The sequence below is a fragment of the Stenotrophomonas sp. SbOxS2 genome, from assembly GCF_013416715.1.
Classification (GTDB): domain Bacteria; phylum Pseudomonadota; class Gammaproteobacteria; order Xanthomonadales; family Xanthomonadaceae; genus Stenotrophomonas; species Stenotrophomonas lactitubi.
Genome location: NZ_JAAVXD010000001.1, coordinates 243,138 through 255,923 on the forward strand (window position 1 = coordinate 243,138; position 12,786 = coordinate 255,923).

A 12,786-nucleotide genomic window follows, 5' to 3' on the forward strand; every position below is an offset into this window, starting at 1 on the left:
TGGATTCACCATGACTGCTTTCGATAAACACCAGGTTTCCCGCTTCCGCTTCGTCCGCTGCGAATTCGCCGCGGACACCGGCGTGGCCAAGCTGGTCTACGCCTTCGATGACGGCCCGGAAATGGTGGAAACCGTTACCGTGCCCGGCGCCCCGTTCGTGCTGGAGCCGGCGCGTGCCGACGCCGTGCAGCGCGCGCTGCGGCTGCTGCACCTGATTGCCGGTGTGAGCTACTACAAGGCCGGTGTGCCCGATACGGTCAGCATCGACAGCTACAGCATCGATGCCGATACCGCGGCGCTGGTGGAGACCATCTACCTCAACGGCCTGGGTGAGTTCGCCTACCGCAACGGCCTGAACCTGCGTGGGCGCTTCCGCCTGCCGGTGCAGGGCGAAACAGTGCAGGCACCGGTGCTGGGCCTGCAGGCGCATGCGCTGGTGGCCATCGGTGGCGGCAAGGATTCGCTGGTCAGCATTGAAGCGCTGCGTCGCGCCGGCGTGGACGAGACGGTGACCTGGATTGGTGGTTCGCAGTTGATCCGTGCCTGTGCCGAGCGCACCGGGCTGCCGACATTGAACCTCGGTCGCGCGCTGGCGCCGGAACTGTTCGAGCTCAACCGCCAAGGCGCCTGGAACGGCCACATCCCGGTCACCGCGGTGAACTCGGCGATCATGGTGCTGGCTGCAGTGCTGCAGGGCGTGGACCAGGTGGTGTTCTCCAACGAACGTTCGGCCAGCTACGGCAGCCAGATTCCGGGCACCGGCGAGGTCAACCACCAGTGGTCGAAGGGTTGGGCGTTCGAGCAGGCCTTCGGCATGTACGTGCAGGAACAGGTGGCCGCTGATCTGCAGTACTACTCGCTGCTGCGGCCGATGTCGGAGCTGGCGGTGGCGCGCCAGTTCGCCAAGAGCGATTTCTACGACGCGCATTTCTCCAGCTGCAACCGCAACTTCCACATCCTTGGCGAGCGCCCGGTGAACCGCTGGTGCGGCGTCTGCCCGAAGTGTCACTTCGTGTTCCTGGCGCTGGCCCCGTTCATGCCGAAGACCCGCCTGGTGCGCATCTTCGGCCGCAACCTGCTGGACGACATCGAGCAGGCCGGTGGCTTCGACGCGCTGCTGGAATTCCAGGACCACAAGCCCTTCGAATGCGTAGGCGAAGGCCGCGAATCGCGTGCGGCGATGGCAACCCTGGCGCAGCGCCCGGAGTGGAAGGAAGACGTGCTGGTGAAGCGCTTCTGCAATGAAATCCGGCCGCAGCTGGATGCGGCCGAACTGGAGTTGGCACCGCTGATGCAGCTGCAGGGCGAACATCGTATTCCGGCGGCGCTGTGGGAACGGGTGCGTGAAGATTTCGCAGCTTGAAGGCAAGCGCGTAGCGCTGTGGGGCTGGGGACGTGAGGGGCGTGCCGCGTTTGCGGTGCTGCGCGCGCGCCTGCCATCGCTTGGCCTGAGCCTGTTCTGCCCGGCCAGCGAGGTCGAGGCCGCGCGTGCTGAAACGCAGGGCGCGCTGGATGTCCGCGGCGAACCCACGGCCGAAGCACTGGCTTCATTCGAGGTGGTGATCAAGTCGCCCGGGATCAGCCCGTATCTGCCGATCGCGTTGGCGGCGGCCGGGCAGGGCACCGTCTTCATCGGTGGCACGGCGTTGTGGTTTGCCGAACACGCCGATGCCGATGGCACCGTGCGCGACACGATCTGCGTGACCGGCACCAAGGGCAAGAGCACCACCACCGCGCTGGTCGCGCACCTGCTGCGCGCAGCGGGGCATCGCACCGGTCTGGTCGGCAACATCGGCCTGCCGCTGCTGGAAGTGCTGGACCCGCAACCGGCGCCCGCGTACTGGGCGGTGGAGCTGTCCAGCTACCAGACCGGCGAGGTCGCACGTAGTGGTGCGCACCCGCAGGTAGCCGTGGTGCTGAACCTGTTCCCGGAACACCTGGACTGGCACGGCAGCGAGCAGCGCTACATCGAAGACAAGCTGCAGCTGGTGACCGGGGCCGCGCCGCGCGTTGCCGTGCTCAATGCTGCAGACCCGCACTTGGCCGCGCTGACGCTGCCCGCCAGCGAGGTGGTCTGGTTCAACCAGCCGCAGGGCTGGCATATGCGCGGCGACATCGTGCATCGCGGCGAGCAGGCGGTGTTCGATACCCGCAACACGCCACTGCCGGGCCGGCACAACCGCGGCAACCTGTGCGCGGTGCTGGCCGCGCTGGAGGCGATGGGCCTGGATGCGGTGGCGCTGGCGCCGGCCGTGCAGGATTTCCGGCCGCTGCCAAATCGCCTGCAGCGGATTGGCGAGGCCGATGGCCTCACCTACGTCAACGATTCGATCAGCACCACGCCGCATGCAAGCCTGGCGGCGCTGGAGTGCTTCGCCGGCCAGCGCATCGCGCTGCTGGTGGGTGGGCATGATCGCGGCCTGGACTGGACCGACTTCATGCAGCACATGGCGCACGACGTGCCGCCGGTGGAGATCGTGACCATGGGCAGCAACGGCCCACGCATCCACGCGATGCTGCAGCCGTTGGCCGACGCCGGCCGTTTTGGTCTGCATGCTGCTGCCGATCTGCCCGACGCGATGGCGCTGGCGCGTCGCGCACTGGGCGAGCAGGGTGGGGTGGTGCTGCTGTCGCCGGGGGCGCCGAGCTATGGCGCCTACCGCGATTACGTTGCACGTGGGCGGCATTTCGCCGAACTGGCCGGGTTCGACCCGGACATGATCAGCGCGATTCCTGGGATCGGGATCGGCTGACGGTAGTGCCGGCCGCTGACCGGCAACCCGGGGTGCCGCATCCACGCATGGCGTGGATCTACTGTAGAGCCGAGCCCACGCTCGGCTGCCCTCATTCGTCTTCGTTGATGAACGCGTAATCGCGATCAATCAACTGCTGCAGGTACGCATCAAAGCTGGGGGCGATCACCGCGTAGCTATCCGGGTCGTGCAGGTAGCGAACCACCTGGCCAACGCTGCCGCCGGGTGCGGGATCGAAATCCAGATACAGCATCGAGGTGCCGCCGTTGTTCATGCAGTGCGAGAAGCACAGGCGACGGCTCATCGGCAGGTCGGCATCGATGCCGGCACCGAGGATCTCCGGTTCTTCATCCAGCCATTCTTCGTAGATGGAGCGGATGCTGTCGTCCCACTGCTGCTGGTCTTCGAAGATCTGCGCCACCGAGCGCAGGTAGTACGGATAGTCGCCGACGTCCGAGCCCAGCATCAGCACGCAGACCTCGCCCTTCGGGTACTGGCGGAAGTGCGTGCCGTCCACGCGCGACAGCAGCTCGACCAGGCTGGCGGGAACCTGCGGCCACTGCGCGCGCAGGCGTTGCAGATCGGCGTCGCTGGCGCCTTCGGTCCATGCCCATTGCGGGGCATCGTCCTCGGGCAAGCGCGGGATCAGTCCAGACAGAAAGCGATCAACAAGGTTCATGCAGAGAGGGGACGGAGGGGATCAGGTCGTATCCAACCACACCTGCGTCACGCAGCCAATGCAGAATGCGACGCGGGAGGGGCGATTACGGCTTAATCCCCTCCGTCCCCTTTTTTCTGGAGCAGGCGCATGAAACGTTGGCGTTGCGGCGTGGCGATGGTACTGGGGCTGGCGGCGATGCCAGCGTGGGCGGCGATGAAGACGCAGCCGGTGGAGTGGAAGCACCAGGGCACGACCTTCAGTGGCGTGCTGGTCTATGACGATGGCGACAACGACAAGCGCCCGGGCCTGGTGATGGTGCCGAACTGGAAGGGCGTGAACGAGTCGGCCATCGAGAAGGCCAAGCAGCTGGCTGGCGATGACTACGTGGTGCTGGTGGCCGATGTGTACGGCAAGGGCGTGCGACCGAAGACCGATGCCGGGGCCGGGCCGGTGGCGACCAAGCTGCGCAACGACCGCCCCCTGCTGCGAGCGCGGGCACTGGAGGCGGTCAACGTGCTGAAGGCGCAGGCGGGCAAGGCACCGCTGGACGCCAGCCGGATCGGCGCGGTGGGCTTCTGCTTCGGTGGCACCACGGTGCTGGAACTGGCCCGTGCCGGTGCGCCGCTGGCGGGTGTGGTCAGCCTGCATGGCGGGCTCGGGTCGCCCTTGCCGGCGCAGACCGGCGGCAGCCACCCGTCGGTGCTGGTGTTGAACGGCGCCGACGACAAGAGCGTGACCGCAGAGGACATCGGCAGCTTCCAGAAGGAAATGGATGCGGCCAAGGTGGACTGGGAGTTCACCAACTACAGCGGTGCGGTGCACTGCTTTGCCGAGCGCGATGCCAACAGCCCGCCGGGCTGCCAGTACAACGAGCGTGCGGCCAAGCGTGCCTGGAAGGCGCTGGATGAGTTCTTCGAGGAGCGTTTCGAAAAGCGTTGAGGCTCTGCAGAGGTAGTGCCGGCCGCTGGCCGGCAACCTCCTGATGCTGCCGGTGCTATCGGGACTGCCGGCCAGCGGCCGGCACTACCGAATGCCGTCAATGCGAACGCTGTACCGCGTAGCGTGCCAGGCCGCGCAGGGCGGCGACGGCGTCGTTGTCGGCCAGACCGTCGAGCGCGCGCTCGGCGGCTTCGGCATACTCCTCGGCGCGACGGCGGCTGTAGTCCAGGCCACCGGTCGCGTGGATCGCCGTCAGCACTTCCGGCATCGCCGAGGCGTCGCCGTTCTGCACGATCGTGCGCAGGCGCTGGCGGGTGGCCTCGTCCGAATGCGCCATCGCGTGGATCAGCGGCAGCGTGGCCTTGCCCTCGGCCAGGTCATCACCGAGATTCTTGCCCAGCTCCTCGGCGTTGGCCGAGTAGTCCAGCACGTCATCGGCGATCTGGAAGGCGTAACCCAGGTGCATGCCGTAGTCGTACAGGGCCTGCTGGGTGGCTTCATCGACGCCGCTGGCCAGTGCGCCCAGGCGGGTGCCGGCGGCGAACAGCACCGCGGTCTTGCGCTCGATCACACGCAGGTAGGCCGCTTCGTCGGTGTCCGGGTTGTGCACGTGCAGCAGCTGCAGCACTTCGCCTTCGGCGATGCGGTTGGTGGTGTCGGCCAGGATCTGCATCACCGACATCCGGTCCAGCTCGACCATCAGCTGGAAGCTGCGCGAGTACAGGAAGTCGCCCACCAGCACGCTCGGCGCGTTGCCCCACAGTGCATTGGCGGTGCTGCGGCCGCGGCGCAGGCTGGATTCGTCCACCACGTCGTCGTGCAGCAGGGTGGAGGTGTGGATGAACTCGATGATCGCGGCCAGCTGGTGGTGCTCGGGGCCGGCGCCGCCGACCGCATGGCCGGCCAGCATCACCAGCATCGGCCGTAGGCGTTTGCCGCCCGCGGAAATGATGTGGTCGGCGATCTGGTTGATCAGCACCACATCCGAGGACAGCCGGCGGCGGATCAGGGCATCGACGGCAGCCATGTCGGCTGCGGCAAGCGACTGGATCTGGGACAGGCCCAGGGCGGGACGGGTGTCTTCAGTGATGGTCATGCGATCAGGCTTTCAGGCTCATCCCTGATTATAGGCGTTGCCTGTGAATTGGGGAGGAAACCGGTTCCCAGGCCGCCGCTGCGGATCGCCGACCACGGTGTCCGGCGTGAATACGTATGCAGGCAGCGCCATCGTCGTGGGCCGCCGCTAAGCTTGCGGGAGTTGGTTTTCGGCCCGCTTGCAGCGGGTCCCGCATGCCCGGAGGGGGGCTGTCGATGTCGCACTATCCATGGTGGCGCGGAGCCGTCATCTACCAGATCTACCCGCGCAGTTTCCTCGACGCCAACGGCGACGGGGTAGGCGACCTGCCCGGCATCATCCAGCGTCTGGACCACATCGCCGCGCTGGGCGTGGATGCGATCTGGATCTCGCCGTTCTTCCGTTCGCCGATGGCCGACTTCGGCTATGACATCGCCGACTACCGGGATGTCGATCCACTGTTCGGCAGCCTGGACGACTTCGACCGGCTGTTGGCCAAGGCGCATGGTCTTGGCCTGAAGGTGATGATCGACCAGGTGCTCAGCCATACCTCGATCGACCATGCCTGGTTCCGCGAGAGCCGGCAGGACCGCAGCAACCCGAAGGCGGACTGGTATGTGTGGGTGGATCCGCGCGAGGACGGCACCCCGCCCAACAACTGGCTGTCGCTGTTCGGCGGTGGCGCCTGGCAGTGGGAGCCGCGCCGCGAGCAGTACTACCTGCACAACTTCCTGGTGGACCAGCCGGATCTGAATTTCCACCATCCGGAGGTGCAGCAGGCGACCCTGGACAACGTGCGCTTCTGGCTGGACCGGGGCGTGGATGGCTTCCGACTGGATGCGATCAACTTCTGCTTCCATGACGCGCAGCTGCGCGACAACCCGCCCAAGCCGGCCGACAAGCGCGTCGGCCGCGGTTTCAGCGCGGACAACCCGTACGCCTACCAGTACCACTATTACAACAACACCCAGCCGGAAAACCTGCCGTTCCTGGAGCAGCTGCGCGCCCTGCTGGACGAGTACCCGGGGGCGGTGAGCCTGGGCGAGATCTCTTCGGAGGACTCGCTGGCGACCACCGCCGAATACACCCAGGACGGCCGCCTGCATATGGGTTACAGCTTCGAGCTGCTGGTCAACGACTACAGTGCGGCCTACATCCGCGACACGGTGTCGCGCCTGGAAGCGGCGATGACCCAGGGCTGGCCGTGCTGGGCCGTGTCCAACCACGATGTGGAGCGCGCGGTCAGCCGCTGGGGCGGGCATCCGGCCGACCCGCGCCTGGCGCGGATGCTGGTGGCGCTGCTGTGCTCACTGCGCGGCTCGGTCTGCCTGTACCAGGGCGAGGAGCTGGGCCTGGCCGAGGCCGAGGTGCCGTTCGAGGCGCTGCAGGACCCGTACGGGATCACCTTCTGGCCGAACTTCAAGGGCCGCGACGGCTGCCGCACGCCGTTGCCGTGGATCGACGCGCCGCTGGCCGGCTTCACCACGGGCAAGCCGTGGCTGCCGATCCCGGCCGAGCACCAGGCGGCGGCCGTGGCGGTGCAGGCGCAGGATCCGCAGTCGGTGCTGTCGGCCTTCCGCGGCTTCCTGGCCTGGCGCCGCACCCAGCCGGCCCTGCTGCACGGTGACATCCGGTTCCTGGACAGTGCCGAACCAGTGCTACTGTTCGAGCGTATGCTTGCAGATGAAACTCTCCTGCTGGCCTTCAACCTGTCGGCCGAAGCGGTGACCCATCCGCTGCCGGCAGGTACCTGGCAGCAGGTGGCCGTACCGGGCCCGGATGCGGGCACGGTGCAGGGCAACGAACTCCAGCTGCCGCCGCGCGCGGTGTATTGCGCACGACGCAGCTGACCGATTTCTCCGGTGGCGGTACTTGCGGGGACGGGGCCGAAGCGCCCCGTCCCTTTTTTGTGGGCGCGGTTGCGGTGTAGGGCATCCACGCGTGGCGTGGATCTACCGGGGCCGTGTGGCGGTGATCGGCATCCACGCATGGCGTGGATCTACTGGGCCGTGTGGCGGTGATCGGCATCCACGCATGGCGTGGGTCCACCGGAGGCGACGTCGCGGTGATCGGCATCCGCACGTGGCAACGGTGCACCGATGTCAGTAGATCCACGCCATGCGTGGATGGGCCTTGCCGATGACCCACCAGAGGCCGTCGCGGCACTCGCACAAAAGAAAACCCGCTGCCTGCGCAGCGGGTTTCCGGTGGGGTGCCGGCCAGCGGCCGGCACTACCGTGCAGGTCAGAACTTGTAGTTCACGCCCAGCATGTAGGTGCGGCCCCACTCGATGTACTCCAGCGGACGATCCCGGGTGCCGGCATAGGTGCGGTACGGCTCGTTGGTCAGGTTGCTTCCCTGCAGCAGCAGGGTCAGCCCGCGCAGGCTGCTGCTGTCGCTGAAGGTGTAGCTGATCTGCGCATCGGTCACGTTCTCGCCCACTACGTAACGCAGGGTGCGGTTGCCATTGAAGTTGCCGATCTCGCCGATGAAGTCCGAACGACGACGCTGGCTGACGCGTGCTTCAAAGCCACTGCGCTCGTAATAGGCAGTGAAGTTGTACACGCGCTTGGAAAGGCCGGGCAGGCTGATCGGGTCGGTGCCGACGCTGGATGCGCTTTCCGGATCGAGGATCTGGATGTCGCTCTTGTTGAAGGTCGCGCTGGCCTGCACGCCGAAGCCACGCAGGCTGTCGGTCAGCATTTCCAGCGGGAACGATGCGGTCAGCTCCAGGCCCTTCAGCGTACCGCCCTTGCCGTTGACCGGGGTCGAGAACGTGCCGGTCGGCAGCACCGGCACCACCATGCCCGGCGGCGGCACATAGTTGCCCAGCAGACCGGTGAAGTCGTAGTTGTCCACCGACTGCGTGTAGACGTAGCTCTTCAGGTCCTTGTAGAAGATCGCGGCGGCCACGTAGGCCTTCTCGCCGAAGTACTTCTCGTAGGACAGGTCGAGCGCGGTGGCGCGCCACGGATCCAGCAGCGGATTGCCGCCACTGCCGCCGGGGCGGCCGGTACCGGTATCCACGCCGAACTCCAGGCCGGCCCGCATCTGGTCCACGCGCGGGCGGGCGACCTGTTTGGCTGCAGCAAAGCGCAGGGTCTGCTCGTGCGGGAACATGAAGGCCAGGTTCAAGCTCGGCAGCCAGTCGTTGTACTTGCGGCCATCGGAGTAGGGCTGGATGTTGTTGCCGGCCGCCTGCGAGCTGTCCCAGTAACGCGAGTCCGAGCTCTGGTCGGTGTGCTGCATCTGCACGCCGATGTTGCCGCGCACGCCGACCACGCCGATGTCGGTGTTGATGTTCAGGCGCGCCCAGGCGGTGGTGATCTTTTCCTGCACCGTCCACGACTTGGGAATCAGGTAGTCGAGGTTGTCGACCGGATTGAAGGTCATGTAGCGACCGACCGCGCCCGGCACGTTCCAGGCCGGGATGGTGCCCAGACCGGCGAAGCCGAGGTTGACCGGGCGGTACTGCAGATCCGACGCGATGTTGGCATCGCCCTGTGCGCCCAGCAGGATGTTGCCTTCAGACTGGGTCTTCACCTTGCGGCGGTCGGCATAGTTCACGCCGATATCCAGGTCCGGTGCCCAGGACGCCATTGCTTCCGGCAGGGCGATGGTCGCGGCCAGCTTGCCGCCCTTCAGGCGGTCTTCCACCTTCGGCACCTTGCCGTAACCAGAACCGTAGATGGTGTTGGTCAGGAACAACGCGTCCGGGTTGGAGTAGTTCAGGCCCGGGCTGATCTGCGAGAAGCCATCCTGGCGGAACTGCACGCCGACCGTATCCAGCTGCGGCATCGGGGTCAGCTGCAGGTTGCTTTCCAGGTTCAGCTCGTCACGGGTGGCCTTGGAATAGTTCAGGTCGGCGACCAGCTTGACGCTGCCGAAGGTGAACTCGTTGTTCCAGCCGAACGCATCGATCTTGTCCTTGCGCTTGTTGTACATGCCGCGCACCAGCGGGTACACGCCACTGGCGGTGCCACCGGTGAAGGTGCCATTGGCATTGACCTGCGGATTGCTGACCAGCAGGCCCGGGGTGTAGTTGCCGTTGTAGTTGCTGAGGTTGAGCTCGAACTGGTTGGCGGTGTCGATCTGCTCCGCCTCGGTATGGAATGCGTCGAAGGTGCTGGTCCAGCTGTTGTTCGGCCGGAACTGGATCGTGGCCATCACACCGTCGCGCTTGTTGTTGCCGGTGCGGCGCAACGCCTTGATGCCGTCGGTGAAGTAGGTGCCAGCGGCAACACCCGGGCGGTTGCCGTTCGTGGTGTGCTCGGTGGTCCACGGCTCGTACAGGCCCACCTGGTTTTCCTGGATCGGCATGTCGCTGTGCGCGTAGCCGATGGCGATGCCGAGGGTCTTGTCCAGGAACTGGTCGATGTAGCTGGCGCTGAAGCGGTTGCCGTACGGATCGGTGTCGGCGGCGCGGCCCAACGAACTCTTCTGGTAGCGGCCGCTGATCGCGATGACACGGTCGGGGAAGCTGAGCGGACGTGCGGTCTGCATGTCGATGGTGCCCGACAGGCCCTGGCCGACCAGCGCCGCATCCGGGGTCTTGTACACGGTCACGCCGTTGACCAGCTCGGACGGGTACTGGTCGAACTCGACGCCACGGTTGTCGCCGGTGCTGACCACTTCACGGCCGTTGAGCAGAGTGGTGGCGAAATCCGGCGACAGGCCGCGCACGCTGATCACCTGCGCACGACCGGCCACACGCTGCGCGGCGAGGCCGGGCAGGCGCGAGATCGATTCGGCGATGCTGACATCGGGCAGCTTGCCGATGTCTTCGGCGGAAATCGCTTCGACCACCGAGGTGGCGTCCTGCTTGGTCGCGATGGCGCTTTCGATGCCGCGACGGATGCCGGTGACCTGCACGGTATCCAGGTTGGTGGCGGCAGTGCCGGTCGGCGGGGTGGTGGTCTGCGTGGACTGTGCTGCTGCCAGCGACGGCGTCAGTACGACGGCCAACGCGATGCTCAGCGCACTGCGCTTGTGGTTCAACATTTTCCCCTCCCAGGCAATGTTGTAGTGCGATTCGTGGTCGTCCCGATGCTGTCGAGGACGTGCGACGCGGTGGCCGCTGTCGTCGCCGCTATGGTAGGCAGCGCGTTCTTCGTGGGAATCACCCTGCATACGTATTCAATGGCGTTTGCAGGGTTGTAATCGATTCCAGATCCCCGCCACGGTAGCGCCGGGCCATGCCCGGCGAACGTCACGCGGGGGCGTTCATCAATCCAACGGCGTGAATCGAATGGCTTGCCCGCCGCCCGGCGCCAGCACCAGGGTGAGTGAATCGTTGCTGCTGACCTCGCGGGTGTCGCGCTTGAAGGCGAAGGGATTGCTGCGGAAATCCGCGCCGTCGCCATCGCGGTAGATCTCGGCGCGGTAACGCACGCCCGGCTCCAGGAAGCCCAGCGACACCGGCAGCACGCGGCCGTTCTCATCGGTGATGCTGCCGAGGAACCAGTCGCGGCTGTTGCGGTCGCGGCGCACGATCGTCACGTAGTCGCCGACCTCGCCATCGAGCACGCGGCTCTGCTCCCAGTCCACCGCGACGTCCTCGATGAAGCGGAACGCTTCACGGTGCTGCAGGTAGTGCTCGGGCAGATCCGCGGCCATCTGGATCGGGCTGTACAGCACCACGTACAGGGCCAGCTGGCGGGCCAGCGTGCTGGGAATGGCCTGGCCGTGGCGGCCCTTCAGGCTGAGGGTGCCGGGTGTGTAATCCATCGGCCCGGCCAGCATGCGGGTGAACACCAGGTTGACCTCATGCTCGGGCGGGTTCGGCGGCTGGCCCCAGGCGTTGTACTCCATGCCGCGCGCGCCTTCGCGCGAGATCCAGTTCGGGTAGGTGCGGCGCAGGCCGGTGTCCTTGATCGGCTCGTGCGGATTCACCGACAGGTGCCGGCGCGCGGCTTCCTGCACCACCTTCAGATGATGACGGGCCATGAACTGCCCGTCGTGCCACTCGCGCCACAGCGGGCCGCCGGCCGGGTTGCGGCGATCGACCTGGCCGTCGTCGCAGACGTAGCCGGTCTTGAACTGGTCCACGCCCAGCCGCGCATACAGGTCCAGCGCAGCATCCAGTTGCTCTTCGTAGTGTTCGATCGCGCAGCCGGTTTCATGGTGGCCGATCAGGTGCACGCCCTTCTTCAATCCGTACGCCGATAGGGCTTCGATGTCGAAATCCGGCGTGGCGCGGGTGAAGTCGAAGTCGTAACCGTTGCCGACCCAGTTGCCGTCCCAGCCCGGATTCCAGCCTTCCACCAGCACACCACGGAAGCCGTGCGCGGCGGCGAAGTCGATCACCTTTTTCGTCTTGGCGGTTGTGGCGGCATGCTTCGGGCCGGTCGCCCAGCTCTCTTCATCCAGGTGCATCGACCACCACACGCCCAGGTACTTGGCCGGTTTCACCCAGCTCACATCGCCCAGCGCATTGGGCTCGTTGAGGTTGAGGATCAGGTCGGACTCGACCAGCCCGCCGGCGCGGTCGGCAATCTGCAGGGTGCGCCATGGCGTGGCGAAGGGCAGGGCGCGGCGCACCTTCCAGCCTTCGGCAGAAGGCGAAAGCTGCGCGCGCAGGCGCTGGCCCTCGGTGCGGCGCAGCCACATGCCCGCGTAATCGACCAGGGCCGCTTCATGGATGGCCACGTGCAGGCCGTCGTGGCTGCGCAGGGTCATCGGTGTGTGTACCAGCGGCACTTCGCGCAGTGGCGTGCGCTGGTACAGGTATTCGTAGTGGATCGGTTCGCCAGCGGGTATCCACCAGGCGGTGGACTCCGGCGCAATGGCGAACTCGGTCAGTTCGTCATCGATGATCGCTTCGCGCAGGTTCGGTTGCTCGGGGAACACGTAGCGGAAGCCCAGGCCATCGTCGTAGACGCGGAACACCAGGTCCAGCCGGCGTTTGCTGCCGGTGGTTTCAGCCAGGTGCACGGTCAGTTCGTTGAAGTGGTTGCGGGTGAGGCGGCGCTCGCCCCAGGGCTGTTCCCAGCGGTCGTCGACACTGCGGCGTTCCTGCGCCAGCAGGCTGAAGTCGCGGTCGAGGCGACCATCCCGCAGTTCAAAACCCAGCTTCGAATCGGCCATCACGGTCTGGCCGAGACGCTCGACGCGGTAGCGTGCGGTGCCGCCGTCCAGCACCAGGCTGACCTTCAGTACCTTGTCCGGTGATTCGACGCTGGCGATCTGCGGTGCAGCCGCCTGTGCCAGCGTGGCCAATCCCAGCAGGGCCAGGCCGAAGGCGTGCGCGAACACTGCGCGTACCGTTGTGGGTGACGTCGGCATTTCCCCTCCCAAGGCGCCGTTGACAGACCCGGACCATAAGCCAGCGCGGCAGGCGCGCCGGTACTGCGCGCCAT

Annotated in this window: 8 protein-coding genes; 4 read left to right on the plus strand and 4 right to left on the minus strand. The window is 66.4% G+C overall.

What is annotated here, in order from left to right; genetic code table 11:
- The first annotated feature begins 10 nt into the window (after positions 1–10).
- Positions 11–1,363 (plus strand): UDP-N-acetyl-alpha-D-muramoyl-L-alanyl-L-glutamate epimerase, encoded by a 1,353-nt coding sequence (murL, locus tag HFK18_RS01240; protein ID WP_180163820.1) that lies wholly within the window; start codon positions 11–13, stop codon positions 1,361–1,363.
- Entirely contained in the window at positions 1,344–2,753 is a 1,410-nt protein-coding gene (murD, locus tag HFK18_RS01245; protein WP_180163821.1) for a UDP-N-acetylmuramoyl-L-alanine--D-glutamate ligase, read from the plus strand. Before murL ends, murD begins: the two co-directional genes overlap by 20 nt.
- Before the next feature lie 91 nt (positions 2,754–2,844).
- Here the strand turns inward: murD and HFK18_RS01250 are convergent, their stop codons facing one another.
- Positions 2,845–3,432, minus strand: coding sequence for an SMI1/KNR4 family protein (locus HFK18_RS01250; RefSeq protein ID WP_180163822.1), 588 nt, complete (start codon positions 3,430–3,432; stop codon positions 2,845–2,847).
- A gap of 129 nt (positions 3,433–3,561) precedes the next feature.
- Between HFK18_RS01250 and HFK18_RS01255 the strand changes: the two genes are divergently transcribed.
- The gene (locus tag HFK18_RS01255; RefSeq protein ID WP_180163823.1) at positions 3,562–4,353 is read left to right on the plus strand and encodes a dienelactone hydrolase family protein; all 792 of its coding nucleotides are present in this window, start codon (positions 3,562–3,564) and stop codon (positions 4,351–4,353) included.
- Positions 4,354–4,450: 97 nt separating this feature from the next.
- On the opposite strand, the gene HFK18_RS01260 is transcribed toward HFK18_RS01255, so the two are convergent.
- Positions 4,451–5,449 carry a polyprenyl synthetase family protein gene (locus tag HFK18_RS01260; RefSeq protein ID WP_180163824.1) on the minus strand — a complete coding sequence of 333 codons (999 nt, stop codon included), beginning with the start codon at positions 5,447–5,449 and terminating at the stop codon, positions 4,451–4,453.
- Between the two features lie 215 nt (positions 5,450–5,664).
- On the opposite strand from HFK18_RS01260, the gene HFK18_RS01265 reads away from it, so the two are divergent.
- Positions 5,665–7,278, plus strand: coding sequence for an alpha-glucosidase family protein (locus HFK18_RS01265; RefSeq protein WP_108265524.1), 1,614 nt, complete (start codon positions 5,665–5,667; stop codon positions 7,276–7,278).
- Between the two features lie 394 nt (positions 7,279–7,672).
- On the opposite strand, the gene HFK18_RS01270 is transcribed toward HFK18_RS01265, so the two are convergent.
- Both HFK18_RS01270 and HFK18_RS01275 read right to left on the minus strand, forming a co-directional pair.
- On the minus strand, positions 7,673–10,429 hold the full coding sequence (locus tag HFK18_RS01270) for a TonB-dependent receptor (RefSeq protein WP_180163825.1): 2,757 nt from the start codon (positions 10,427–10,429) through the stop codon (positions 7,673–7,675).
- A gap of 225 nt (positions 10,430–10,654) precedes the next feature.
- Complete coding sequence (locus tag HFK18_RS01275) at positions 10,655–12,712, minus strand: glycoside hydrolase family 97 protein (protein WP_180163826.1); 2,058 nt, start codon at positions 12,710–12,712, stop codon at positions 10,655–10,657.
- Positions 12,713–12,786: the final 74 nt, after the last annotated feature.

Coding starts and splice junctions, on each gene's coding strand:
- HFK18_RS01255 (WP_180163823.1), top strand. CDS start 3,562: ATGAAACGTTGGCGTTGCGGCGTGGCGATGGTACTGGGGCTGGCGGCG.
- HFK18_RS01270 (WP_180163825.1), bottom strand. CDS start 10,429: ATGTTGAACCACAAGCGCAGTGCGCTGAGCATCGCGTTGGCCGTCGTA.
- murL (WP_180163820.1), top strand. CDS start 11: ATGACTGCTTTCGATAAACACCAGGTTTCCCGCTTCCGCTTCGTCCGC.
- HFK18_RS01250 (WP_180163822.1), bottom strand. CDS start 3,432: ATGAACCTTGTTGATCGCTTTCTGTCTGGACTGATCCCGCGCTTGCCC.
- HFK18_RS01275 (WP_180163826.1), bottom strand. CDS start 12,712: ATGCCGACGTCACCCACAACGGTACGCGCAGTGTTCGCGCACGCCTTC.
- HFK18_RS01260 (WP_180163824.1), bottom strand. CDS start 5,449: ATGACCATCACTGAAGACACCCGTCCCGCCCTGGGCCTGTCCCAGATC.
- HFK18_RS01265 (WP_108265524.1), top strand. CDS start 5,665: ATGTCGCACTATCCATGGTGGCGCGGAGCCGTCATCTACCAGATCTAC.